This window comes from Sphingomonas sp. AC522, assembly GCF_979258125.1.
The window spans coordinates 2,424,403-2,447,688 of record NZ_OZ409836.1 but is presented as its reverse complement, the minus strand read 5'-3'; the positions used below and the strand labels follow the sequence as shown (position 1 = coordinate 2,447,688).

Here is a 23,286-nt window from a genome sequence, read left to right as displayed (position 1 = left end):
GATGCAACCCTTAGTGCCGGTCGCGGGCGCTCGCGCGCGCTTCGAGCAAGTCCCACAGTCCGCGATGCTGCGCGAACAATTGCTGCGCGCCAAACAGCATGGCACGCTCCACCGGCGCCTGGCGGACCAGCGCGTCGACCACCGTCACCGTCTCCTCCATCGCCGGTAGCGCGGACGGGGGCGGGGTGAGCCCCAGTCGCTTGGCTGCGGCATCGATAACGGTGCGGATTTCAATCCAATCGATTGCCAATGCCACCGCTGCGCCCGCTGCGCATCCGGTGCGGTCTGAGCGAGCCAGCATTTCCAGCGCATGGCGCTGCGCCGCCGCAGCAGCCTCCGATTCGGCATGCCCCGGCGTGCTCGGAAGCGGTCCTGCCGCCGCCACCAGCCGCACCAGGAATGCGCGCTCGTTCGCAAAGGCCTCGGCCGCCGCCTCGATCCAGCCCTGCTCGGCGCCCGCCACGGCATGAGCGCCGGCATGATCGATCACGCCCGGATGGCGCCCGTGTAGGATGCACAGATAATGCGCGGCATCGGCCAGATCGCGTACCGGCTCGGCATTGGCGCGCAGCCGAAGGAAATAGGGATGATTGTGGCTGCCGTCGGCGGCGACGAGCGCGCCCATGCCGCCCCATCCGCCGCGCAGTCGTGCAACTTGTGCTGAATCGAACGGCATACGCCCCCAAGAACCTACGGGACCGGCGACATGCCGGAAAAGAGATGATGCCAGAAGGAATATAGCAAAGCGCGTAAAGACGTGGTTTCGCTGCCGTTTACTGTGCCGCAACACAGTGTGCCGGGATGGGATTCAGCGCCGGCGCTCCAGCGTCGGACCAAAGCGGACTATCGTGGACCGGTCGGAGCCGGATCAGCCTGCCCGAGCACCTCTTCCGGGGGACGCTGCGTAATCTGGACGGTAAAGCGCAGGCGGCGCCCCTCCCGCAGAATTTCGAAAATCCCGGAGCTGCCCGGCGATTTCTGGGCGACCAATGCCGTCAGCGTTTGGTTGTCGTTGACGGGCAACTTGTCGACGCTGAGGACCACATCCCCGGCGCGGATGCCTGCCAGGTCCGCGGGTCCCTCCGGCGCGACGCGAGCGATCAGATCGCCCAAGCCTTCGGGCACGCCCAGGGCGCTCGCAATGTCTGCGTTCATGGGTGCCAGGCTCACGCCGATATAGCCGCGCGGAGGTTGTGGCTTGGCGGCCTCATCGCGAAGCGCAGCGGCGAAATTGCAGGAAACAGCCCGGCTTGTCGTGGCGCAGATGCCCTGGAAAAGCGCATAGGCATCCTTCACATTGGCAGCGGTCCCTATGCCTCGATAGATTGCATTGGCCCATTCCTCGCAAGCTTCGTCGTTCTTCAGCTCGCAGCCCCGGTCGGCATAGTAATAGCCTTTTCTGCCATTCTTGCTGTCGTCATAGGAGCGAAGGTAGAGCTTCGCCAATGCGAGGCAAAAGTCGCCCTTTCCCGCTTCGCATTCGGCGACTGCTTTCTGGATTTCGGAGGCGGACTGGGCATGGGAGGGCGTGGCACCCAGCCCGGCGATGAGCGAAATCGTCAGCGCGACTGCCTTCAGAAACTTCATTCGCTCGCCCCATGTCCATGTCCGTGCCCACTGATCGAGCATCTGCGCGGATTGGCAGGCTAGCATGAAAGGCGGCTGCGTTAAGCGCTGCTTTCCTGGAGAGATTGCTTATCAAAGGCTCACAACGTGCTCATGCCAATCGTGAGAGCGTGGGGCAGGATGATGCCTCACGCTAATCGGGGAAGCACCATGACGGACAAAGCAGGGCGCAGGACATATTGGATCGCCGTGGCGGCAGCCATATTCGTGTCACTGTTCCAGATGTGGATCAATCTCGCAGTCGGCATCGTCGGGAACGAAGACAATCCCTCGAACCAAGGCTTTTTCGGAGTTGTGGTGACGGCGATCGCCTGCGCGTTTGTCGCGCGAGGTCGGGCCGGAGAGATGGCGCGGGCGATGCTCGCGGTTGCGGGTGTGCAGGCGTTCCTGGCGCTGATGCTCGCCATCGCGCCTTCCAACGCGCGCGACGTGCAGCCGATCATCGTGCTCAGCAGCGCGTTCGTAACGGTGTGGCTGATCTCCGCGGCGCTGTTCTGGCGGAGCGCGCGATCTTCTTGATCCCCCTCCCGCATGCGGGAGGGGAGAAGGCCGTTACTGATCCAGGAACGAGCGCATTTTCCGGCTGCGCGACGGATGCTTGAGCTTCCGCAGCGCCTTGGCCTCGATCTGGCGGATACGCTCGCGGGTGACGCTGAACTGCTGGCCGACCTCTTCCAGCGTGTGATCGGTGTTCATCCCGATGCCGAAGCGCATGCGCAGCACGCGCTCCTCGCGCGGGGTGAGCGAGGCGAGGACGCGGGTGACCGTTTCCTTGAGGTTCGCCTGGATCGCCGCATCGACCGGGATCACTGCGTTCTTGTCCTCGATAAAGTCACCGAGATGCGAATCCTCCTCGTCGCCGATCGGCGTTTCGAGAGAGATCGGCTCCTTAGCGATCTTCATCACCTTGCGGACCTTTTCGAGCGGCATACTCAGGCGCTCGGCCATTTCCTCGGGCGTGGGCTCGCGGCCCTGCTCGTGGAGGAACTGGCGGCTGGTCCGCACCAGCTTGTTGATCGTCTCGATCATATGGACCGGGATGCGGATCGTGCGGGCCTGGTCGGCGATTGAGCGGGTGATCGCCTGACGGATCCACCACGTCGCGTAAGTGCTGAACTTGTAGCCGCGGCGATATTCGAACTTATCGACGGCCTTCATCAGGCCGATATTGCCCTCCTGGATGAGATCTAGGAACTGCAGCCCGCGGTTCGTGTATTTCTTGGCGATCGAAATCACGAGGCGGAGGTTAGCCTCGACCATTTCCTTCTTGGCAATGCGCGCCTCGCGCTCGCCTTTCTGGACCATGTTGACGATGCGGCGGAACTCGCCAAGCGCCATGCCGGTCGCCTGGCTGATCTCGCTGATCTCGATACGGATGCGATCGACCGCGGCACCTTCGTTCTCGGCGAACGCGGCCCATTTCTTGTCGAGCTTCTGAACCGTCGCGATGAAGCTCTCGTCGAGCTCGTGATCGACATAGCGGTCGAGGAAGTCCTTGCGCGGCACCTTATGGCGCTCGGCGAGGCGCAACATCTGGCCGCCCAGCGCCGTCAGACGCCGGTTGAAGCTGTAAAGCTGATCGACCAGATATTCGATCTTGGCATTGTGGAACTGAACGCTCTCGACTTCGGCCGTCAGCTCTTCGCGCAGCTTGTGGTAATTGCGCTCCTGCGCAGTCGCCAGCTCGCCGCCCGCGGCCATCGCGTCGAGGCGCGACTGCTGGACCTTGCTGAACTTCTTGTAGATCGAAGTGATGTTCGCGAACTTCTCAAGAGCTTGCGGCTTGAGCGTCTCTTCCATCTGAGCGAGGCTGAGGGTGTTGTCTTCCTCTTCGTCGTCCGAGATCCGCGGGGCGCGGCGCTCGGTCATCGAATCCTCGTCCTCCTCGTCGGCGGAGGCCTCTTCGGGCTCTTCCTCTTCCTTGAAGCTGGCGCCGGCGGTCTTTTCGCTGATCTCGCCGGAATCATCTTCCTCGGCATTCTCGACCTGCTCGGCCGAGGGGCCTTTGGACAACATGGCATCCAGATCGAGAATCTCGCGAAGCTGCATCGTGCCTTCGTTGAGCGCGTTCGACCAGCCGATGATCGCGTTGAAAGTGATCGGGCTTTCGCACAGCCCAAGGATCATCGTGTCGCGGCCGGCCTCGATGCGCTTGGCGATGGCGATTTCGCCCTCGCGGCTGAGCAGCTCCACCGCACCCATCTCGCGCAGATACATGCGCACCGGGTCGTCGGTCCGGTCGACGGTTTCCTTCTTCTTGACCGGCTCGAACGCCGAATCGTCGCTCTCGGGCGTGTCATCGGCCTCGTCGGCCTTGTCGTCCTCGGATTCGCCGTCCTCGCCGCCTTCTTCATTCTCGACGACGTTGATGCCCATGTCGTTGAGCGCGGACATGACGTCCTCGATCTGCTCCGAGGTCATCTGATCCTGCGGCAGCATTTCGTTGAGCTGGTCGACGGTGATGTATCCGCGCTTCTTGGCTCGGGCGACAAGCTTCTTGAGCGTGCCTTCGTTGAGGTCGATCAGGGGCGCGTCACCTGCTTCACCAGTCTCGGTGACGTCCGCCATGGTTGCCTTGGCCATCAAAATCCTCAAAATCAGATGGCGGCTATTTTACTAGCCGCCCTATTCGTCCAAATTCTCGTCGTCCGCAAGCATCAGATTGGCGAGCCGGGCTTCCAGCTCCTGCCTCTGACGCGAAAGCGACTGTTGCCGCGCAAACGCCTCATCCGTGGTGTCCTCGCTCAGCGCCGCGGTGGCCCGTGCCAGCGCCGCGTCGACTGCCGGCTGCGCCACCATCACGGCGATCGCCTCGTTCAAATCCTCCCGCGCCCTCGCTTCGTCCGCCGCGCCGGAGCGCGTGAACGAGAAGGGCAGGGCATCGGCTCTCAGCAAGTCGCTCGCCACCGAGTCGAACCCGGACCTGGCCAATATGGTGAGGACTTTACCCTGATCAAGTTGCCGATCCTCCAACGCGACATCGATTACTGCCTCGAACAGCTTGCCAAGCGCGCCGCTGGTCGTCCGGAGACTGCCCAGCACTTCCATGTGGCGGGCGATTTCGGCCGGATGACGGATCAATCCGGCGAGCACGGCGCGGGCTAGAATCGGATCGAGCCCGCCCGCCTGGACACCGCGGACCTTGGCCGAGGGCGGCGCTTCGGGCGGCTGCCAATTGCCACGCTTGTCGCGTTTGCCCCGGGCCGGCGCCGAACCTCGCTGCGCCTGCGGCTGGAAGGAGCGGGGACCCCGCCCGAAATGTGTATCGATCCGCCCGCGGAACTCGGCGATATATTCGGACTTCACATTGGGATCGCCGATAGTGCCCGCCAGTTCGGTCAACCGCCGCTTGAGCCCGGCGCGCTGCTCGGGCGTATCGAGCGGCTCGGCGGCGACTTCACTCTGCCACAGCCGATCGACCAGTGGCTGCGCCTTGCCCAGCAATGCCTCAAACGCCGCAGAACCCTGCGCGCGGACCAGATCGTCGGGGTCCATCCCCTCCGGCAATGTCACGAACGCCAGGCTGCGCCCCGGCTGGAGCATCGGCATCGCCCGGTGCGCGGCGCGAAGTGCGGCCTTCTGCCCCGCACTGTCGCCATCGAAACAAAGCAGAGGGATTTCGACCATGCGCCACAGTCGTTCAAGCTGGTGTTCGGTCAGCGCAGTGCCAAGTGGCGCGACTGCCTCCCCGAACCCCGCCTGCGCCAGCGCGATCACGTCCATATAGCCCTCGACTGCGATGATCCGCCCGGACTTGCGCGCCGCGGCCTGGGCGCGGTCGAGATTGTAGAGCGTGCGGCCCTTGTCGAAGAGCGGCGTCTCGGGAGAATTCAAATATTTTGGCTCGCCATCGCCGATGATCCGCCCGCCGAATGCAATGGTCCGCCCGCGCACATCGCGGATCGGGATCATCAGTCGACCGCGGAAACGGTCGTACGGTGTCTTCTCCTCGACTGCGATCAGCAGCCCGGCCTCGACCAGCATCGGATCGCCATATGCCTTGAGCGCGTCCTTCAATTTCCCCCGCGAATCGGGCGCAAACCCCATTCCGAACGAGCGCGCGACCTCCTCGCTCACCCCGCGCTTCTTGAGCACAGCCCGCGCCTCCGCGCCCTCGATCCCCTGCAGCCGCTCGGAAAACCAGCGCGCGGCGTCTTCCATCGCCTCGTGCAGCCCCTTGGCGCGCTCGGCCTTTTCGGCCGAACGCCGGTCCTGCTCGGGCATCTCCAGCCCCGCCGCCTGTGCGAGTTCCTTGACCGCATCGATGAACGGCAGCCCGCGCTGCTCGGTCATCCAGCGGATGGCGTCGCCATGCGCCGAGCAGCCGAAGCAGTGATAAAAGCCCTTGTCGTCATTGACGTAGAAGCTCGGGCTTTTCTCGTTGTGGAACGGGCAGCAGGCGCGGAACTCCCGCCCCGCCTTTTGCAGCTTCACCGATTTGGCGATGAGGCTGGACAGGTGGGTCCGCGCGCGGAGCTCGTCGAGGAATTGCGGCGTGAGGCTCAAAACTCCCCTCCCGCTTGCGGGAGGGGTTGGGGGTGGGTTTTTGCAATCAGTGAGGCCCTGATTGCGAGCACGACGCCTTCCAGATTGCCCATCACATCCGAATTCGAGAAGCGGATCGTTCGGATGCCCTGCGATCGGATGAAATGCTCGCGACGTTGGTCGTACTCGGCAGATTCGGCATGGCTATCGCCGTCCAACTCGATCGCCAGTTGCTCCGTGCGGCACAAGAAATCGCAGATATAGGGCCCGACCGGCATCTGGCGACTAAACTTGAAGCCGAGTTGCGATCCGCTCAGTGCGCGCCACAGCAAACGCTCAGCAGGCGTCGCATCCCTGCGCAGTTGTTGCGCGCGCACCGTCGGCCGGCGGACACCCTCGACAGTGCCCACCCCCGACCCCTCCCGCAAGCGGGAGGGGAGGCTCACGAAAGCGCCGCCTTCACCGCAGCACTTGCCTTGCTCATGTCCAGCTCCGTCGCATGCCGCGCCTTCAGCTCCGCCATCACGCGCCCCATGTCCTTCATGCCGCTTGCGCCCAGCTCGCCCTTGATCGCCTCGACTGCCGCGGCGGTCTCGTCCGCGGTCATCTGCGTCGGCAGGAAGCGCTCGATCACCGCCACTTCCGCGGCCTCGGCATCGGCAAGCTCCTGCCGTCCGCCCTTCACATACATGTCGATCGATTCGCGGCGCTGCTTGACCATCTTCTGAAGCACCTCGACCACGAGCGCGTCGTCGCTCTCCGGAGCCTTCCCCGTCCGCGCTTCGATGTCGCGGTTCTTGATGGCGCTCTGGATCAGCGTGATCGCGCCGCGCGCTGCCTTGTCGCCGGCCTTCATCGCCACGATCTGCGCGGCCTTGATATCGTCTCTGATCATTTTATCTCTCGATGAATCGGGGTTGCCCCCCGAATAGACCGGCCAAGCGGTTGACGCCACCGGGCAGGGGGTTTAGCGCCCGCCGCTTAGCGACATCGCCAGTTTTCAATGGAGCGCCACTCACCCATGGCCGACGCCAATCCCATGCCCATGCCCGCAGGAGCGACCGGCGTTCTGGTCCTCGCCAGTGGCGATGTGGTGTGGGGCCGCGGCTTCGGCGCGGAAGGCCAGGCGGTCGGCGAAGTCTGCTTCCACACCGCGATGACCGGCTATCAGGAAATCATGACCGACCCGAGCTTTGCGGGCCAGATCATCAACTTCACTTTCCCCCATATCGGCAATGTCGGCGCCAATCCGGACGATGTGGAGGCCGACGAACCCCACGCCCTCGGCATGATCGTCCGCGAAGACGTGACTGAGCCCAGCAATTTCCGCAGCAACCAGCACCTCGATGCCTGGATGAAGGCGCACGCCCGCATCGGCCTTTCCGGCATCGACACCCGCGCACTCACCCGCCGCATCCGCGGGGCCGGTGCGCCAAATGGTGTCATCGCGCATTCGGCTTCGGGCGAGTTCGACATTCCGATGCTCCTCCAGATGGCCCGCGAATGGCCGGGGCTGGAGGGCATGGACCTCGCTATCACGGTCAGCACCGAGACGCATTACGGCTGGGAAGGCGGCGTCTGGCGGCTTGGGTTTGGCTATGAAGGCGCAGAGCCGAAGGATGGCCGCCCCCACGTCGTAGCCATCGATTACGGCTCCAAGAAAAACATCTTTCGCAATCTGGCGAAGGCCGGCGCGCGCGTGACGGTCCTCCCCGCCACCGCGACCTTCGAGCAGGCAATGTCCTTCGCCCCGGACGGCTTCTTCCTTTCCAACGGCCCCGGCGATCCCGCCGCGACCGCCGAATACGCCGTGCCGGTGATCCGAAGCATGCTGGAGAGCGGCAAACCGCTGTTCGGCATCTGCCTCGGCCACCAGTTGATGGCGCTCGCGGTGGGCGCGAAGACCAGCAAGATGTTCCAGGGCCATCGCGGCGCCAACCACCCGGTCAAGCGCCTCAGCGACGGCGCGGTCGAGATCACCAGCATGAACCACGGCTTCGCGGTGCTGAGCGAAACGCTCCCCGCCACCGCGCGCGAGACGCATGTGTCGCTGTTCGACGGCAGCAACGCCGGCTTCGAGCTGACCGACCGCGATGCGTTCGCGGTGCAATACCACCCCGAGGCGAGCCCGGGGCCGCAGGATAGCCTGTATCTGTTCGAGAAGTTCGTGGGGATGATGAAGGCGTGATGCTCGCAATCGCCTTGTTCGTGACCGCGATGCAGGATGGCACGCAGGCTGAAGCTTTGGCCGATTATTACGAAGCAGCCGCGGACTACACGACAGCGCTCATCGAAATTGAAGCGATGCCGACTTCGGCCGATAAAGCGGCGCTTGAGAAGGAAGGCATGGCGAAAGCGATGCGCGGTTTTCAAGCCCGAGCGGCGAAATGCGGTACGTCCTTCCTACTTCCCGACGATTTTTCAGGCGAACCGCGCCTGCAGATCGATCCCCAAGCAAATCCTGAGAGCGTACGGTGCCTCAAGCACAACGTTCCCTTTGCGACTTTCGAAGCGAAATAGATGCCCAAACGCACCGACATCTCCTCCATCCTCGTCATTGGCGCTGGCCCGATCATCATTGGCCAGGCGTGCGAGTTCGATTATTCGGGCACGCAGGCGATCAAGGCGCTCAAGGAAGAGGGCTATCGCATCGTCCTGGTCAATTCGAACCCGGCGACGATCATGACCGATCCCGAGCTGGCCGACGCCACCTATGTCGAGCCGATCACGCCCGAGATCGTAGCGAAGATCATCGAGAAGGAGCGCCCCGATGCGGTGCTGCCGACGATGGGCGGGCAGACCGCGCTCAACACTGCGTTGGCCCTCGCCAATGACGGCACTCTCGAAAAATACGGCTGCATCATGATCGGTGCCGATGCCGAGGCGATCGACAAGGCCGAAGATCGGATGAAGTTCAAGGATGCGATGACCAGGATCGGGCTCGAAAGCGCCCGTTCGGCCATCGCGCACAGCGAGGCCGAGGCACTGGAGGGGCTGGCCAAGGTCGGCCTTCCCGCGATCATCCGCCCCAGTTTCACCATGGGCGGCTCGGGCGGCGGCATCGCCTATAATCGCGAGGAATTCCTGAGCATCGTCCGCAATGGGCTCGATCTCTCGCCGACCACCGAAGTCCTGATCGAGGAATCGCTCCTCGGCTGGAAAGAATATGAGATGGAAGTCGTGCGCGATCGCAACGACAATTGCATCATCATCTGCTCGATCGAGAATGTGGATGCGATGGGCACCCACACCGGCGATTCGATAACCGTCGCGCCCGCGCTAACGCTGACCGACAAGGAATATCAGATCATGCGCAACGCCAGCATCGCGGTGCTGCGCGAGATCGGCGTGGAGACGGGCGGGTCGAACGTCCAGTTCGCGGTGAATCCCAAGGACGGGCGGCTGATCGTCATCGAGATGAACCCGCGCGTATCGCGTTCCTCGGCGCTGGCCTCGAAGGCCACTGGCTTCCCGATCGCGAAGGTCGCGGCCAAATTGGCGGTTGGCTACACTCTCGACGAGATCACCAACGACATCACCGGCGCGACCCCCGCGAGCTTCGAGCCGACGATCGATTACGTCGTCACCAAGATCCCGCGCTTCGCGTTCGAGAAGTTCAAGGGCGCGGAGGCCACGCTCGGCACCGCGATGAAGTCGGTCGGCGAGGTCATGGCGATCGGCCGCAACATCCATGAATCGATGCAGAAGGCGCTGCGCGGGCTGGAGACGGGCCTCAGCGGCTTCAACAATGTCGATCGCCTCGCCGGCGCTCCGCGCGACCAGATCGAGGCGGAGCTCACGGTGCGCTCCCCCGATCGCCTGCTGATCGCGGCGCAAGCGCTGCGCGAAGGCTTCACCGTCGCCGAAATCCACGCGCTGACCGCCTATGATCCCTGGTTCCTCGAGCGCATTGCCGAGATCATCGCGGCGGAAGAGCATGTCTGCCGCAATGGCCTGCCACAGGACGCGCAGGGCATGCGCAAGCTCAAGGCGATGGGCTTTAGCGACAAGCGCCTGGCATTCCTCGCGCTCAAGTCGCTCAACATGCGTCGTGGTTCGGAAACCATGGCCCGCAGCCACGGCCTGATCGGCGAGATCGCCAAGGCCATGACCGGCGGCGTCACCGAAACCGACGTCCGCGCGCTTCGCCACAAGCTCGGCGTCCGCCCGGTCTTCAAGCGGATCGACACCTGCGCCGCCGAGTTCGATGCCAAGACGCCGTATATGTACTCGACCTACGAAGCCGCGAGCTTCGGCGAGCCCGAGAACGAGTCCGCGCCCACCGATCGCCGCAAGATCGTAATCCTTGGCGGCGGGCCGAACCGGATCGGGCAGGGGATCGAGTTCGATTATTGCTGCTGCCACGCCTGCTTCGCGCTGGCCGATGCGGGCTATGAGACGATCATGGTCAATTGCAATCCGGAGACGGTGAGCACCGATTACGACACGTCGGACCGTCTCTATTTCGAGCCGCTGACTGCCGAAGACGTCCTCGAGATCCTCGAGATCGAGAAGTCGAACGGAGAGTTGGTCGGCGTCATCGTCCAGTTCGGCGGCCAGACCCCGCTCAATCTGGCCCAAGCTCTCGAAGATGCCGGCATCCCGATCCTTGGCACCTCGCCCGACGCGATCGATCTCGCCGAAGATCGCGAGCGCTTCGCCGATCTCATCGCCAAGCTCGGCCTCCGCCAGCCGCTCAACGGTCTCGCCCGCAGCCGCGACGAAGCCGTCGCCGCTGCCGAGCGGATCGGCTTCCCGGTGTTGATGCGTCCCAGCTATGTGCTGGGCGGCCGCGCGATGGAGATCGTCGATACGCTGCAGCAGCTCGACGATTATATCCAGACCGCGGTACAGGTTTCCGGGGATAGTCCGGTGCTTATTGATCAATATCTGCGCGATGCCGTCGAAGTCGATGTCGATGCGATCTGCGACGGGACCGATGTCGTGGTCGCGGGCGTGCTCCAGCACATCGAGGAAGCCGGGGTCCATTCGGGCGATAGCGCCTGCTCGATCCCGCCCTACAGCCTTTCGGCGGAGATCATCGCCGAGATCGAGAAGCAGACCGTCGCGCTGGCGCATGCGCTCAAGGTCGTCGGGCTGATGAACATCCAGTTCGCGGTCAAGGACGACCTGGTCTACCTCATCGAGGTAAACCCGCGCGCCAGCCGCACCGTGCCCTTCGTCGCCAAGGCGATCGGTGCGCCCGTCGCCAAGATCGCCGCGCGCGTGATGGCCGGCGAGAAGCTCGCGAACCTGCCCAAGATAGACCGCCACATCGATCATATCGCGGTCAAGGAAGCCGTTTTCCCCTTCAACAAATTCCCCGGCGTCGATCCGGTCCTGTCGCCGGAAATGAAGAGCACCGGCGAAGTGATGGGGATCGACCAGGACTTCGCCACTGCCTTTGCCAAGGCTCAGCTGGGGGCGGGGACCGTGTTGCCTGAAGCGGGTTGCCTGTTCGTCAGCATCAAGGACAGCGACAAGGCCGTGATTCTGCCGGGCGTAAGGCTGATGGCCGAGATGGGCTTCACGATCATCGCCACCACCGGCACCGCGGCCTATCTGCGCGAGAACGGACTTGTCGTTGGCGACGTTAACAAGGTCGCGCAGGGGCGTCCGCACGTCGTCGATCGGATTGTCGACGGCGATGTCGCGATCATCTTCAACACCACCGAAGGCTGGCAGTCGCTCAAGGACTCCGCGGATATCCGCCGTTCGGCGCTTGGGCTGAAGATTCCGTACTTCACGACGGCGCAGGCCAGCGTTGCTGCGGCGCGGGCTATTCAGGCGCTTTCGGGGCAGAGCCTTGCAGTGCGTCCCTTACAGTCCTATTATTCGCACTCGCACAATTGATCTCCCCCAATCGATGTTAGTGTGCGGGCGTTTCCGGTGTGGAACGCTTGGATCTGGGGTATTGAAGGACGTGAACGATGGCGACGGTCGACAAGATGCCGATGCTCCAGGAGGGCTATGAGAAGCTCACTGCCGAGCTGCGGCGCCTGAAAATTGAGCGCCCCTTGATCGTCGATGCGATCGAGGAAGCCCGCGCGCATGGCGATCTTTCGGAAAATGCCGAATATCACGCCGCCAAGGAGCAGCAGGGCCAGAACGAAGCCACGATCTCGGACATCGAGGGCAAGCTGAGCCGCGCCCAGATCATCGATCCCAAGGAATTGTCGGGCGACAAAGTCGTGTTCGGCGCGACCGTGACGATGCTCGATGAGGACGAAAAGCCGATCAAATATCAGATCGTCGGCGAGACCGAGGCGGATGCCAGCAAGGGCCGCATCTCCTATAATTCGCCGATCGGCCGCGCGCTGATCGGCCGCAAGGTTGACGAGGAAGTCGAGGTCTCGGTTCCCGCGGGCGACCGCTATTATCTGGTGTCCAAGATCGAGTTCATCTGATGCTTGCCGGACGCCGGATCACGGCGACCGGCGCGATCGTTGCGGTCACCGTGCTGACGAGCCTGATCGTCAGCTTCACCAACTACGAACTCGACGCAGCCATCCTCGGCGGCTTCATCCCGGCGCGGGTGAGCGGCATGCTGGATTTCAGCGGTGTGGTCGCTGTGCCCGCGTTTCTGACGCCGCTCAGCTGCGCGCTACTCCATGCCGGCTTCTTTCACCTCGCGATGAATATGCTGATGCTCGCGGTTACTGGGCAGCCGACAGAAAAGGCGCTGGGTTCGTTTTCGCTCGGCGTGCTCTATGTCGTGGGCGCCTATGCCGCCGCGGCGTCGCAGTGGCTGGTCGATCCGCTGTCCCAGATGCCGATGATCGGGGCCAGCGGCGCGGCGTCGGCAGTGGTCGGCGCCTATTCGCTGCTGTTCGGCCGTTCGCGCGCCAGGGCGATCGGACCAATCCCCGCGCAGGTAGTGCATGTGATCTGGCTGGCGCTCGCCTGGACGGCGATCAACCTGCTCTCGATGTTCGCGTTCCTGGGCGCCGGCATTGCTGTCGCTGCGGCAGCGCATATCGGCGGCTTTCTCGCCGGGCTCGCTTTAGCCAAGCCGCTGCTGCTGTGGCGGTGGCGCGGGGCCTGAGCCAGGCTTCCGGGCTCAGTCTGCGATCTTGCCGGTTTCCGGATCGAGCAGGCGGTGGAGATGCACCACCACATAGCGCATTTCGGCATCGTCGACAGTGCGCTGGGCGGCGCCGCGCCAAGCCTTTTCGGCGCTGGCATAATCGGGGAAGATGCCGACCACGTCGAGCGCCGACGGATCCTTGAAATCGAGCGTCTGCGGATCGGTCACGCGGCCGCCGAAGACGAGGTGGAGCTTGCTCACGATACTCTCCCGGGATGAGATTTGCCGCAGGCCTTAGCGCCTGCGGCATCATGCTCAACCCCAAAAGCAGTCAGGCTCCGCGCGCGGCGCCCTTGGCTGCCTCGACCACGTTGCCGAACAGCGCGCCGACCTTTTCCTTGGCATTGTCGCGATTGGGGATCAGGCCCTCGATCTCGGCGCGGCCGGCCTCCTTCGCCGCTTGGATCGTCGCCGTCGCGCGGTCGGCGATCTTGGCGCCAACCGGGGCGAGCAGTTCGCGCTCCTTGTCGAGGCGGGGGAGCAGCATGCCCAGTACCACACCGACAGCAACGCCACCGGCGACCAGCGCCAGCGGATTGGTGCCGTCATCGGCTGCGGAGTTGGCGGTCGGCTTGCGTGCGGTGTTGGCAGTGGTCATTCGCAAAGTCCTTATCTGTGCGCTCAGGCGCTCTTGCTCTTCAAACCCGTATCGGCCGCGCTGGTTTCATTGCGGCCGGTGACGATGTCGCCGATCCAGCCCCGTGCCATGATCAGTCCGACCGTTCCCGCAACCGCCGCAACCGCAAACGGCCGCCGGCGCGCTGCATCGGCACCTTTGCGGGCGACCGATGCGATGCCCTGGGTGGCGCTTTCCACTGCATCCTGCGCGAGATGCGAGGGCTTGAGCCGATCCTGCACCTCGGCCAGCGTACCGAACAGGCGGGCGCGGGCGGCGGCGACTTCGTTTCTTGCAGTGGCGACGTCGGCCGGTTCGTCGGTCATGACTTGCTCCCGATCACGCGCTTGATGTGCGACCAAGCCAGCAGGCCCATGATGCCCGCGATCAGGAGAATCGCAACGACGACGATCAACGTCGCCCAGCCGGGGCCGACCAGCGGGGAGAGGGTGAGGATCAAGCCGACGATAAGCGCTATCGCCGCGGCATTGGCTAGAACCAGGGCAACGGCGCCCATCCACAGCCCGGCGGTGGCATCGCCAAGCTTGGAGCGGACGAGCGTACGATAATAGCCGATCTCGGCGCGGGCATAGCCTTTGCCGTCGTCGACCAGACGGCCGAACAGCTCGCCCAGGCCTTCTTCGTCAGGTTGATCCGGTAAGCCCACCCCCCTGTATCCTCACGCCTTGGGAGCGGGATCAGCCGCAGTCGCATCGGCAGCGTCGCCGGCGGCATCCAGCCCGGACTTCAGCAAGCGAGCGATGACGAAGCCGACCGCAGCAGCAGCGCCGACCGCGATGACGGGGCTCTTGCGCACCAGTTCGGTGGCGTCGCTGATCAAATCATCGACTTCCTTGTTGCGCAGTCCCTCGGCGAAGCTGGAGATGCCGTTCGCGGCCGTGCGTGCATATTGGCCATATTGCTCGCCGAGACGCGCATCGACATCGAGCGCCGCGCCTTCGAACAGCTTGGCGACTTCATCGAGCGCGCCGGTCGCGCGATCTTTGCCTTCGCCGGCAAACTCGCGTGCGCGATCGGCGGCCTGGGTGCCGAACTTGCCTGCGGCATCGCGAATCGTATCGGCAGCGCCGCGCTTGGGTGCTTCTTCCCCGCCAAGATTGGCCTCGGGCTGGAAATTCACATCGGCAGCGCCGGTTTCGCTCTCGAGCTTCGGATCGGCATCGAACGTCACGTCGGGGGTATTTTTATCAGCCATTGCTTTGAGCCTCCATGTCTTGCGCGAACAACAACGACCGCGTTTGCGAGTTCCATCCAGAGCCGTTAGAGGCGCGCCCAAGCCTTCTCGGACATACGTAGGGAGACCGTTACGTGACCGCAATCATCGACATCCACGCCCGCCAGATTCTTGACAGTCGGGGCAACCCCACGGTTGAAGTGGACGTGGTGCTCGAAGATGGCAGTTCGGGGCGCGCCGCGGTGCCTTCGGGCGCTTCGACGGGCGCGCATGAGGCAGTCGAGAAGCGCGACGGCGACAAGAGTCGCTGGCTCGGAAAAGGCGTCGAGGCCGCGGTCGATGCAGTGAACACTGAGATCGCCGAGGAGGTGCTCGGTCTGGACGCCGAGGACCAGGCAGATCTCGACCATGCGATGATCGAACTGGACGGCACCGAGAATAAGGGCCGGCTGGGCGCCAACGCGATTCTGGGCGTGAGCCTGGCTGCGGCGAAGGCCGCGGCGGAGGCGAGCGGCCTGCCGCTCTATCGCTATGTCGGCGGCGTCAATGCGCATGTGCTGCCGGTGCCGATGATGAACATCATCAACGGCGGCGAGCACGCCGACAATCCGATCGACTTCCAGGAATTCATGATCGTGCCGGTGGGCGCCGAGAACATCGTCGAGGCGGTGCGCTGCGGTTCTGAAATTTTCCACACGCTCAAGAAGAAGCTGCACGAAAAGGGCTTGGCGACCGGCGTGGGCGACGAAGGCGGCTTCGCGCCCAATCTCAGCTCGACCACCGATGCGCTCGATTTCATCATGAGCAGCATCGAGGCGGCGGGCTACAAGCCCGGCGACGACGTCATGCTCGCGCTCGATTGCGCGGCGACCGAATATTATCGCGATGGCGCATACAAGATGGTCGGGGAGGGGCAGACCTTCTCGTCGCTCGAAAATGTCGATTTCCTCGCTGGGCTGTGCGCGAAATATCCGATCTTTTCGATCGAGGACGGCATGGCCGAAGACGATTGGGAGGGCTGGCAGGCACTGACCGACAGACTGGGCGCGAAGATCCAGCTGGTCGGCGACGATCTGTTCGTGACCAATCCAAAGCGCCTCAAGCGCGGCATCGACAGCGGCACCGCCAATTCGCTGCTGGTGAAGGTCAACCAGATCGGCACGCTGACCGAGACGCTGGAAGCGGTATCGCTGGCGCAGCGCTCGTCCTATACGGCGGTGATGTCGCACCGCTCGGGCGAGACCGAGGACGCGACCATTGCCGACCTCGCGGTCGCGACCAATTGCGGGCAGATCAAGACGGGCTCGCTGGCCCGCTCGGACCGGCTGGCAAAGTACAATCAGCTGATCCGCATCGAAGAGCAGCTGGGCGATGCCGCCCGCTACGCCGGGCGCAGCGTGCTGAAGGCGTGAGCTGATTTCCTCCCTCGCGAAGTGGGGGAGGGGGACGAGGAAGTGGTGGAGAGGGGTATATCCGCGATCAATGCGCTTGCGGATCGACCCCCTCCGTCATGCTGCGCATGCCACCTCCCCCCGTTTGCGAGGGAGGAATTCGAGTTCCGCAACACTACGGCCTTGCCTAACGCGCGTGGTTAAGCAAGAATCACCGAATGTCGCGTACCGCTTCCCCGATCCAGACCCTGCTCCGCCGTGCGGGCGTTCCCGCCGCTGCGCTGATTGCCATCGGCTTTTTCGGCTACAATGCCGCGCTGGGTCCCACCGGCGTCGTAGCGGCGAAGGAATTCAAGGCTGAGCTTGAGCAGAAGCAGGTCGAGTTCGCCGCGCTGCAGAAGCGCCGGGCAGAGCTCAAGAACAAGGTCGATCTGCTCGATCCGAAGCGCGGTGCCGATCCGGATCTGGTCGATGAGATGGCACGCAAGCAGCTGAACGTCGTCCGTCCAGACGAAGTGATCATCCCGCTCAAGAAATAATATCCGGAGAAACGGTATGAAGGTGTTTCTCGCCATTCTCGCGGCCTGCATGGCGGCGATCCCGGCCCAGGCCGACGATCCGGATTTCCGCGGCCGCAACGGCGCCTATACGGTCTCCTTCTCCGATATCGAACGGAACGCTGATACGAGCTGGAAGGGCGCTGCGGTGACCTTCAAGGGCCCGAACGGCTATATCCAGTATTTTGATGCGATCTTCGACGGAACCGATCACGGCTCGATCGCTGTCGAAGGCGACCCATGCACCATCCGGATCGAGACCGTGGCCGATGCGCATGGCAACGATGCCGGCTGGGCCGTCACCGTCAAGCCCGGCGATCAGGAGGGGGAAGGCTGCGATGTGCTCCCCAAGGGCCTGCCTGGGACGTACAATACTTTCTGACACCGGCCGGCACTGAACGCCTTGGTTCTCCGCGCGTTGACGTTGCGTCGGGCGTAACAACAGTCCTATAGGCCCGGCTCTGACCTCCCCGGGATAGGATTTCCTCATCGTGGCAAAAGCGCCGGCGAAGAATCAAGTGATCGAACCCCCCAAGAGCAACCGCGAGCGCCCGAACGAGCCGCAGCGGTACCAGGCTTCCAAGGAGGAGCTGCTCGAATTCTACAAGCAGATGCTGCTGATCCGCCGCTTCGAGGAGAAGGCCGGCCAGCTTTACGGCCTCGGCTTCATCGGCGGCTTCTGCCACCTCTATATCGGCCAGGAAGCCGTCGCGGTCGGTCTCCAGTCGGGTCTCGACGGCGACAAGGATTCGGTGATCACCGGCTATCGCGATCACGGCCACATGCTGGCGTACGGCATCGATCCCAAGGTGATCATGGCCGAACTGACCGGGCGCGGCGCAGGCATCAGCCGCGGCAAGGGCGGCTCGATGCACATGTTCTCGACCGAGAAGAAGTTTTACGGCGGCCATGGCATTGTCGGCGCGCAGGTCTCGCTCGGTACGGGCCTCGCCTTCGCGCACAAGTATCGCGAGGATGGCGGCGTCGCGATGGCCTATTTCGGCGACGGCGCGTCGAACCAGGGTCAGGTCTATGAATTGTTCAACATGGCCGAGCTGTGGAAGCTGCCGATCATCTATGTGATCGAAAACAACCAATACGCCATGGGCACCAGCGTCAATCGCTCGTCGGCCGAGGACCAGCTCTACAAGCGCGGCGAAAGCTTCCGCATTCCCGGCATCCAGGTCGATGGCATGGACGTGCTGGCGTGCCGTGGTGCGGCTGAGGAAGCGCTGGCGTGGGTCCGCGCGGGCAAGGGCCCGATCATCCTCGAGATGAAGACCTATCGCTATCGCGGCCATTCCATGTCCGATCCCGCCAAGTACCGCTCGCGCGAAGAGGTCCAATCGGTTCGCGACAAGTCCGACCCGATCGAGGCGGTCAAGCGCGAGCTCGAGACGCTCGGCGTCACTGAGGCCGACCTCAAGCCGCTCGAGCAGGAAATCCGCAAGATCGTGAACGATTTCGCCGATTTCGCGGAATCCACGCCGGAGCCCGATCCGGCCGAATTGTATACCGACGTGCTGGTGGAGTTGTACTGAGATGGCGATCGAACTGAAGATGCCGGCGCTGTCGCCCACGATGGAAGAGGGCACGCTCGCCAAATGGCTCGTCAAGGAAGGCGATGTCGTAAAGTCGGGTGACATCCTGGCGGAGATCGAGACCGACAAGGCGACGATGGAATTTGAAGCCGTAGACGAAGGCACGATCGCGTCGATCGTGATCGCCGAAGGTACCGACAATGTGAAGGTCGGCACCGTGATCGCGACGATTGCCGGGGAAGGGGAGGACACGCCCTCGCCCGCCCCCGCACCCGCTGCCGAAGCGCCCGCGCAGGAGCAGAAGGCCGCCGAATTGGAGACTGCCGAAGCGCCCAAGAAGGCCGATAGCGGCACTAAGCAGCTCGCTTCGGACAAAGCCGCAACGATTTCCGATCCCGCGATCCCCGAAGGCACCGAGATGGTTAAGACGACCGTCCGCGAGGCGCTTCGCGACGCGATGGCCGAGGAAATGCGCACCGACGACCGCATCTTCGTGATGGGCGAGGAAGTCGCCGAATATCAGGGCGCGTACAAGGTGACCCAGGGCCTGCTCGAGGAGTTCGGCGCCAAGCGCGTCATTGATACCCCGATCACCGAATATGGCTTTGCCGGCATCGGCACCGGCGCGGCGATGGGTGGCCTCCGCCCGATCGTCGAGTTCATGACCTTCAATTTCGCGATGCAGGCGATCGATCACATCGTGAACTCCGCTGCCAAGACCAATTACATGTCCGGCGGCCAGATGCGCTGTCCGATCGTGTTTCGCGGTCCGAACGGCGCAGCAAGCCGCGTCGGCGCGCAGCACTCGCAGAACTACGCGCCTTGGTATGCCAGCGTCCCCGGCCTGATCGTGATCGCGCCCTACGACGCGGCGGATGCCAAGGGGCTGCTGAAAGCCGCGATCCGCACCGAAGACCCCGTCGTCTTCCTCGAGAATGAGCTGATGTACGGCCGTACGTTCGACGTGCCCAAGCTCGACGATCATGTGCTGCCGATCGGCAAGGCGCGGATCGTGCGCGAAGGCAAGGACGTGACGCTGGTCAGCTATTCGATCGGCGTGGGCGTCGCGCTCGAAGCCGCTGAAAAGCTCGCGGGCGAGGGCGTGGACTGCGAAGTCATCGACCTGCGCACGCTGCGTCCGCTCGACACGGCGACGGTGCTGGAGAGCCTTAAGAAGACCAACCGCATGGTAGTGGTCGAGGAAGGCTGGCCGACCTGCTCGATCGCCAGCGAAATCACCGCCGTGGTGATGGAGCAGGGTTTCGACGATCTCGACGCCCCTGTGCTCCGAGTCGCTAATGAGGACGTGCCCCTGCCTTATGCCGCAAACCTGGAGAAGCTGGCGCTGATCACTGCGGACAAGGTTGTCGCCGCAGTCAAGAAGGTCACCTACCGCTAGGCCCGGGAACAACCCATGTCGGTCGGTAGTTTCGCCTCGGCAACAACATGGGAGTGATCAACATGGCCGACGAAAAGGTAACTGTGGTCGATGCCGGCGGGCGCGGCGGTGGCGGCACTGCGGTAGCGGTGATTGTCGGGATCGTAGCGATCCTGGCCATCCTCTACGTCCTGTTCGGCACCAATTTGCTGAACGGCGGCACGCAGAAGATCGACGCGGACGTCAAGATCGACACGCCAAGCAAGTAAAAACCAGGGGGCGGTCCGGAAGCGGGCCGCCCTTCGCTTGTCAGCAGCTGGATGCAGTCACCCCAGTGACGGGGTAGACACCGTTGGTGCCGCCAACGGTATCGCGGCGATCGCGGACCATCATCGAAGCGATTTCGACCATGCTCGTGTCCGGCGACAGCGAGCTCTTTATCAGCGGCTTATACTCGTAATAGACTTCCACGAACATGACGGTGCCGTTCGCCGTGGCTGCGACTTCACGTCCCGAGGGGCCGATGCCGGTGACGTTCGTCTTGTTCGCGACCGTTCCATAGGTCGAGGTCCGGGTCGTCCTGTCGCCGAAGCAGCGCTGCCAGCGAATGCGCGAGTTGGCGGTATTGACCGTCGATGGCTCGACACTCGAGAGAAAGACGCGGCCATTGGTCTTCAGGTCGAGCTCGCCCGATTGAAGCTGCGCGCCGGTGAACAGGTCGTTGATATCCGCCTCGGTGATCGTCTTGGCCTGGAGCTGGCTGCCCGATCCGATCCGTGCGGCATTGTCGGCCAGGTGCAGCGCGATCTGGCTGATGCGCATCTTGGTGATGATGTAATTGGTGATCTCCGCGCCGGTCAGCCCCATCGTCAGGAGGATCGGCAGCGTGAAGGCGAATTCGAGCAGCGCCGCACCGCTCTTGTCGCGGCGAAGCATGCGCAATCGGGAAATGGCGGCCGCGATGCGCGTCATGTGCAATTCCGCACCTGCATCGCGGCATAGCTCGCCTGATCGCCATAAGGCTGGTTGCGCAGCACGGTGGAGCCGGTGATCTTGGTGGTCTGCGATCCGCCGATAAAGCGGTAGATCGGGAAGAAGCGCGGATAGCTTACGGTCACCGTGTAGAACACGGCGTCCTTGGCGCCGCCCTGGCCCGCATTGCCGCCGTCGCGGTCCCACACGCCATTGCGATTGGCATCCTCATATTGCTCGCCATTGTCGCAAATCCCGTTGCGAAAGACGCCGGACGCGGAATCGGTAAAGGTCTCGGCGCGTGCGGCGGCGGCGGTCGAAAAGGTGCGGTAATAGCGCCGCGAGATCGTGACCTCGCCATTGTTCGCGACAGCGGCGACCTGCGCCTTGACCTTGTTGTCGAGCGTGGTCTGAGCGTTGGCGGCCGTGCTGTCTTCCAGGGTCGAATTGCGTGCCACCTTCTGGACGATGCCCTGGAGCACGCCGCGCATGTAAAGCGAATGCGCCACGTCGAATGCGCCCAGCAGAACCATGCCCATCACGGGCGCGACGATCGCGAATTCGACGATCGTGGCGCCCCGCTCGTCGCGGCGCAGGCGGCGGAGGAAATGGCGCGCGATCACCGGGTGAGCCTCAGCTGCGAGATCTGGTCGGCAATCGACTTGAACGTCGATTGGAGGTCGGCCGAGTTGAGCGCGCTGAAATAGCGGCCCGATGTCGCGCAATTGGTCAGGCGCGTCTCGGTGTCGGTGCTCACCGCCCCGAAGGAGATCACCCACAACGTATAAGCCGCGCGGCCATTGTACGTCGTGTTCTTGATCTTCTGGCACAGCGCCGCGAACCGGAGATCCACTTGCGTGTCGAGATCGGCCTGCGTCGTCGAATTGGTCTGCCGCTTGTCGAACCAAGGCACACCATAGGCATTATAGTCGTTCGCCGAGGTGTTGGTGTCACCGTCGGTCATGAAGATGATGTGGCGCTCGATCTCGCCGCCCTGATCGGTGAAGTCGTTCTCGCTGGCGAACAGGCCGGTGGGCGATGCCAGGCGGGCACCCCAGAGCAAGCCGATATCGTGATAGGTGTTTCCCGATGGCGACAGGCTGTCGACATAGGAATCGAAGCCGGTCGCGCTCGGCCAGGTCTGGAGCTTCTTCGCCTCAGTCGGGCAATAGGCGTTCGAGGTGTTGCGATAATTGGTCGAAGTGTTGTTGACCGCCGCTGTGTTCCAATTGCCCGTGCCGTTGCTGGTCTGCTGGCGCGTATAGAGCGCGTCCGGCAGAGATGGCCCCCATTTGGTCGTGTTGTCGGTGGTCGGAACCGAATCGAAATCCAGATCCTTGGCGCCGGCTGGGATGGGCGCAAAGTTCGTCGCCTGTACGGTCTGCCGCTCTTCGATGCAGCCTGCCCAAGTCAGGGTCTTGTTATTGCCGCCATCGCCGATAGGCAGTTCGAAATCGTCTTTCCAGTTCGTCCCGTCCTTCAGCCCGCTGACGTCCAGGCTAAGGCGATCATATTTCCAAAAGGCCGTGGTCGCGCCGGTCGTCGTCGAGCCCCAGGTCTGGACGCTGTAAGAGCAATAGCCGAAGAGTGACCCGGTTACGGTATACTTGTACATCGCGTTGCTGGTAGGAACGTTCGAGCAAGCGACGATACCGCCATTGACCGGAGCACCCCAACCATTGGTCGTGCCGCCCGGCCCGCCGGAGACGAGCTGGCGCGTCTGATAAAACCAATTGTCCGCCATCCACTCCGGTTTGAGCAGGCGGCCGACATTGACGTTGGTGGCATAGGGCACGAAGCCGAAGCGGATCTGCACCTGGTTGCCGGTGCCGCCGCTCGGCGTGCCGGTCGTGCAGGTCGCAGTCGTATCGAGCCGCGCGACGATCTCGTAGAAGCACTTCACTGCAACCTTGAGGCCGTCAATCTTGCGAACGCCGGCGCCGTCATAGTCGTTCATCGATCCCGTGGTATCGAGGACGAACATCACATCGGTGTTGGGCAGGCGCATGTCGGCATCGCACGCCACGGTCAGAGTCTCGGTGGTGCGGCCGAAAACGCGCATCAGCGTCATCGGCAGGATGGCGGATGCAGTCCCGCTGACCTTGCCGGAATTCTCGGTGAAGGTGCGCGTCACGCCGGTAGCGCCATAAGCGGCACTGTTATAATTGCCGTCGAAGAATTTCTCTGCCGATGCCCGGGCGGAATAATTGTTGAAGCTCCAGGTGCCGCCGCCCATCGCCTTGCGGCCGGCAAGCGCGCCGGCATCGCATGCGTGTTGCAGGCGCGTCTTGACGATGTACATGCGGCTGATGTCCACGCCGCCGCCGACCATGCCCGCCAGAGGGATCAGCGCCATCGCCATCATCGCGAGCGTGTTGGCGCGCGCGTCACGGATCAGCGAGCCCAGAAACGAGCGTCCTTTCCCCAAGCTGCGCTCC

The 23,286-nt window shown here is 63.4% G+C and carries 26 protein-coding genes; 12 read left to right on the top strand and 14 right to left on the bottom strand.

Going from position 1 to position 23,286, the window contains the following annotated elements:
- Positions 1–10: 10 nt before the first annotated feature.
- Complete coding sequence (locus tag ACZZZM_RS12210) at positions 11–625, bottom strand: DUF6975 family protein (protein WP_463595367.1); 615 nt, start codon at positions 623–625, stop codon at positions 11–13.
- A gap of 218 nt (positions 626–843) precedes the next feature.
- On the bottom strand, positions 844–1,587 hold the full coding sequence (locus tag ACZZZM_RS12205; RefSeq protein WP_463595366.1) for a PDZ domain-containing protein: 744 nt from the start codon (positions 1,585–1,587) through the stop codon (positions 844–846).
- Between the two features lie 189 nt (positions 1,588–1,776).
- Here ACZZZM_RS12205 and ACZZZM_RS12200 point away from each other — a divergent pair, with 189 nt between their 5' ends.
- Positions 1,777–2,145 (top strand): hypothetical protein, encoded by a 369-nt coding sequence (locus ACZZZM_RS12200; protein ID WP_463595365.1) that lies wholly within the window; start codon positions 1,777–1,779, stop codon positions 2,143–2,145.
- 33 nt (positions 2,146–2,178) lie between these two features.
- Here ACZZZM_RS12200 and rpoD read toward each other — a convergent pair whose 3' ends face one another.
- The 4 genes from rpoD to ACZZZM_RS12180 are packed head-to-tail and all read right to left on the bottom strand — an operon-like array spanning position 2,179 to position 7,006.
- Entirely contained in the window at positions 2,179–4,209 is a 2,031-nt protein-coding gene (rpoD, locus tag ACZZZM_RS12195) for an RNA polymerase sigma factor RpoD (RefSeq protein ID WP_463595364.1), read from the bottom strand.
- A 42-nt stretch (positions 4,210–4,251) separates the two neighbouring features.
- The gene (dnaG, locus tag ACZZZM_RS12190; protein ID WP_463595363.1) at positions 4,252–6,132 is read right to left on the bottom strand and encodes a DNA primase; all 1,881 of its coding nucleotides are present in this window, start codon (positions 6,130–6,132) and stop codon (positions 4,252–4,254) included.
- Positions 6,129–6,521 (bottom strand): endonuclease domain-containing protein, encoded by a 393-nt coding sequence (locus tag ACZZZM_RS12185; protein ID WP_463595362.1) that lies wholly within the window; start codon positions 6,519–6,521, stop codon positions 6,129–6,131. The genes dnaG and ACZZZM_RS12185 overlap by 4 nt, the downstream gene beginning before the upstream one ends.
- Before the next feature lie 32 nt (positions 6,522–6,553).
- A complete protein-coding gene (locus ACZZZM_RS12180; protein WP_463595361.1) occupies positions 6,554–7,006 on the bottom strand; it encodes a GatB/YqeY domain-containing protein in 453 nt (150 codons plus the stop codon).
- A 126-nt stretch (positions 7,007–7,132) separates the two neighbouring features.
- On the opposite strand from ACZZZM_RS12180, the gene carA reads away from it, so the two are divergent.
- From carA to ACZZZM_RS12155, 5 genes are all read left to right on the top strand, one after another.
- Positions 7,133–8,299 (top strand): glutamine-hydrolyzing carbamoyl-phosphate synthase small subunit, encoded by a 1,167-nt coding sequence (gene carA, locus ACZZZM_RS12175; protein ID WP_463595360.1) that lies wholly within the window; start codon positions 7,133–7,135, stop codon positions 8,297–8,299.
- Complete coding sequence (locus tag ACZZZM_RS12170) at positions 8,296–8,631, top strand: hypothetical protein (RefSeq protein ID WP_463595359.1); 336 nt, start codon at positions 8,296–8,298, stop codon at positions 8,629–8,631. Before carA ends, ACZZZM_RS12170 begins: the two co-directional genes overlap by 4 nt.
- On the top strand, positions 8,632–11,964 hold the full coding sequence (carB, locus tag ACZZZM_RS12165) for a carbamoyl-phosphate synthase large subunit (RefSeq protein WP_463595358.1): 3,333 nt from the start codon (positions 8,632–8,634) through the stop codon (positions 11,962–11,964).
- Positions 11,965–12,041: 77 nt separating this feature from the next.
- On the top strand, positions 12,042–12,518 hold the full coding sequence (gene greA, locus ACZZZM_RS12160) for a transcription elongation factor GreA (RefSeq protein ID WP_463595357.1): 477 nt from the start codon (positions 12,042–12,044) through the stop codon (positions 12,516–12,518).
- A complete protein-coding gene (locus ACZZZM_RS12155; RefSeq protein WP_463595356.1) occupies positions 12,518–13,156 on the top strand; it encodes a rhomboid family intramembrane serine protease in 639 nt (212 codons plus the stop codon). The genes greA and ACZZZM_RS12155 overlap by 1 nt, the downstream gene beginning before the upstream one ends.
- Positions 13,157–13,171: 15 nt before the next feature.
- Here the strand turns inward: ACZZZM_RS12155 and ACZZZM_RS12150 are convergent, their stop codons facing one another.
- The 5 genes from ACZZZM_RS12150 to ACZZZM_RS12130 form a co-directional block, all read right to left on the bottom strand.
- Positions 13,172–13,399 (bottom strand): DUF4170 domain-containing protein, encoded by a 228-nt coding sequence (locus ACZZZM_RS12150; protein WP_463595355.1) that lies wholly within the window; start codon positions 13,397–13,399, stop codon positions 13,172–13,174.
- A gap of 70 nt (positions 13,400–13,469) precedes the next feature.
- Complete coding sequence (locus tag ACZZZM_RS12145) at positions 13,470–13,796, bottom strand: hypothetical protein (RefSeq protein ID WP_463595354.1); 327 nt, start codon at positions 13,794–13,796, stop codon at positions 13,470–13,472.
- A gap of 23 nt (positions 13,797–13,819) precedes the next feature.
- Complete coding sequence (locus ACZZZM_RS12140) at positions 13,820–14,140, bottom strand: DUF3618 domain-containing protein (RefSeq protein WP_463595353.1); 321 nt, start codon at positions 14,138–14,140, stop codon at positions 13,820–13,822.
- Entirely contained in the window at positions 14,137–14,481 is a 345-nt protein-coding gene (locus ACZZZM_RS12135; RefSeq protein WP_463595352.1) for a phage holin family protein, read from the bottom strand. The genes ACZZZM_RS12140 and ACZZZM_RS12135 overlap by 4 nt, the downstream gene beginning before the upstream one ends.
- Positions 14,482–14,493: 12 nt before the next feature.
- Entirely contained in the window at positions 14,494–15,030 is a 537-nt protein-coding gene (locus ACZZZM_RS12130) for a hypothetical protein (RefSeq protein WP_463595351.1), read from the bottom strand.
- A 113-nt stretch (positions 15,031–15,143) separates the two neighbouring features.
- On the opposite strand from ACZZZM_RS12130, the gene eno reads away from it, so the two are divergent.
- The 6 genes from eno (at position 15,144) to ACZZZM_RS12100 (ending at position 20,145) form a co-directional block, all read left to right on the top strand.
- On the top strand, positions 15,144–16,421 hold the full coding sequence (gene eno, locus ACZZZM_RS12125; protein WP_463595350.1) for a phosphopyruvate hydratase: 1,278 nt from the start codon (positions 15,144–15,146) through the stop codon (positions 16,419–16,421).
- 197 nt (positions 16,422–16,618) lie between these two features.
- A complete protein-coding gene (locus ACZZZM_RS12120; RefSeq protein WP_463595349.1) occupies positions 16,619–16,939 on the top strand; it encodes an FtsB family cell division protein in 321 nt (106 codons plus the stop codon).
- Between the two features lie 16 nt (positions 16,940–16,955).
- A complete protein-coding gene (locus ACZZZM_RS12115; RefSeq protein WP_463595348.1) occupies positions 16,956–17,339 on the top strand; it encodes a hypothetical protein in 384 nt (127 codons plus the stop codon).
- Positions 17,340–17,448: 109 nt separating this feature from the next.
- Positions 17,449–18,498 (top strand): pyruvate dehydrogenase (acetyl-transferring) E1 component subunit alpha, encoded by a 1,050-nt coding sequence (gene pdhA / locus ACZZZM_RS12110; protein ID WP_463595347.1) that lies wholly within the window; start codon positions 17,449–17,451, stop codon positions 18,496–18,498.
- A gap of 1 nt (position 18,499) precedes the next feature.
- Positions 18,500–19,897 carry a pyruvate dehydrogenase complex E1 component subunit beta gene (locus ACZZZM_RS12105; protein WP_463595346.1) on the top strand — a complete coding sequence of 466 codons (1,398 nt, stop codon included), beginning with the start codon at positions 18,500–18,502 and terminating at the stop codon, positions 19,895–19,897.
- Positions 19,898–19,959: 62 nt separating this feature from the next.
- Positions 19,960–20,145 (top strand): hypothetical protein, encoded by a 186-nt coding sequence (locus ACZZZM_RS12100; protein WP_463595345.1) that lies wholly within the window; start codon positions 19,960–19,962, stop codon positions 20,143–20,145.
- 40 nt (positions 20,146–20,185) lie between these two features.
- Here the strand turns inward: ACZZZM_RS12100 and ACZZZM_RS12095 are convergent, their stop codons facing one another.
- The 3 genes from ACZZZM_RS12095 to ACZZZM_RS12085 are packed head-to-tail and all read right to left on the bottom strand — an operon-like array spanning position 20,186 to position 23,276.
- Positions 20,186–20,848 carry a TadE/TadG family type IV pilus assembly protein gene (locus tag ACZZZM_RS12095; protein WP_463595344.1) on the bottom strand — a complete coding sequence of 221 codons (663 nt, stop codon included), beginning with the start codon at positions 20,846–20,848 and terminating at the stop codon, positions 20,186–20,188.
- Positions 20,845–21,471 (bottom strand): TadE/TadG family type IV pilus assembly protein, encoded by a 627-nt coding sequence (locus ACZZZM_RS12090; RefSeq protein WP_463595343.1) that lies wholly within the window; start codon positions 21,469–21,471, stop codon positions 20,845–20,847. The genes ACZZZM_RS12095 and ACZZZM_RS12090 overlap by 4 nt, the downstream gene beginning before the upstream one ends.
- Complete coding sequence (locus ACZZZM_RS12085; RefSeq protein WP_463595342.1) at positions 21,468–23,276, bottom strand: TadE/TadG family type IV pilus assembly protein; 1,809 nt, start codon at positions 23,274–23,276, stop codon at positions 21,468–21,470. The genes ACZZZM_RS12090 and ACZZZM_RS12085 overlap by 4 nt, the downstream gene beginning before the upstream one ends.
- Between the last annotated feature and the right edge of the window lie 10 nt (positions 23,277–23,286).

Coding starts and splice junctions, on each gene's coding strand:
- ACZZZM_RS12210 (WP_463595367.1), bottom strand. CDS start 625: ATGGGCGCGCTCGTCGCCGCCGACGGCAGCCACAATCATCCCTATTTC.
- ACZZZM_RS12205 (WP_463595366.1), bottom strand. CDS start 1,587: ATGAAGTTTCTGAAGGCAGTCGCGCTGACGATTTCGCTCATCGCCGGG.
- ACZZZM_RS12200 (WP_463595365.1), top strand. CDS start 1,777: ATGACGGACAAAGCAGGGCGCAGGACATATTGGATCGCCGTGGCGGCA.
- rpoD (WP_463595364.1), bottom strand. CDS start 4,209: ATGGCCAAGGCAACCATGGCGGACGTCACCGAGACTGGTGAAGCAGGT.
- ACZZZM_RS12180 (WP_463595361.1), bottom strand. CDS start 7,006: ATGATCAGAGACGATATCAAGGCCGCGCAGATCGTGGCGATGAAGGCC.
- carA (WP_463595360.1), top strand. CDS start 7,133: ATGGCCGACGCCAATCCCATGCCCATGCCCGCAGGAGCGACCGGCGTT.
- carB (WP_463595358.1), top strand. CDS start 8,632: ATGCCCAAACGCACCGACATCTCCTCCATCCTCGTCATTGGCGCTGGC.
- greA (WP_463595357.1), top strand. CDS start 12,042: ATGGCGACGGTCGACAAGATGCCGATGCTCCAGGAGGGCTATGAGAAG.
- ACZZZM_RS12155 (WP_463595356.1), top strand. CDS start 12,518: ATGCTTGCCGGACGCCGGATCACGGCGACCGGCGCGATCGTTGCGGTC.
- ACZZZM_RS12145 (WP_463595354.1), bottom strand. CDS start 13,796: ATGACCACTGCCAACACCGCACGCAAGCCGACCGCCAACTCCGCAGCC.
- ACZZZM_RS12140 (WP_463595353.1), bottom strand. CDS start 14,140: ATGACCGACGAACCGGCCGACGTCGCCACTGCAAGAAACGAAGTCGCC.
- ACZZZM_RS12130 (WP_463595351.1), bottom strand. CDS start 15,030: ATGGCTGATAAAAATACCCCCGACGTGACGTTCGATGCCGATCCGAAG.
- ACZZZM_RS12120 (WP_463595349.1), top strand. CDS start 16,619: ATGTCGCGTACCGCTTCCCCGATCCAGACCCTGCTCCGCCGTGCGGGC.
- ACZZZM_RS12115 (WP_463595348.1), top strand. CDS start 16,956: ATGAAGGTGTTTCTCGCCATTCTCGCGGCCTGCATGGCGGCGATCCCG.
- ACZZZM_RS12105 (WP_463595346.1), top strand. CDS start 18,500: ATGGCGATCGAACTGAAGATGCCGGCGCTGTCGCCCACGATGGAAGAG.
- ACZZZM_RS12100 (WP_463595345.1), top strand. CDS start 19,960: ATGGCCGACGAAAAGGTAACTGTGGTCGATGCCGGCGGGCGCGGCGGT.
- ACZZZM_RS12095 (WP_463595344.1), bottom strand. CDS start 20,848: ATGACGCGCATCGCGGCCGCCATTTCCCGATTGCGCATGCTTCGCCGC.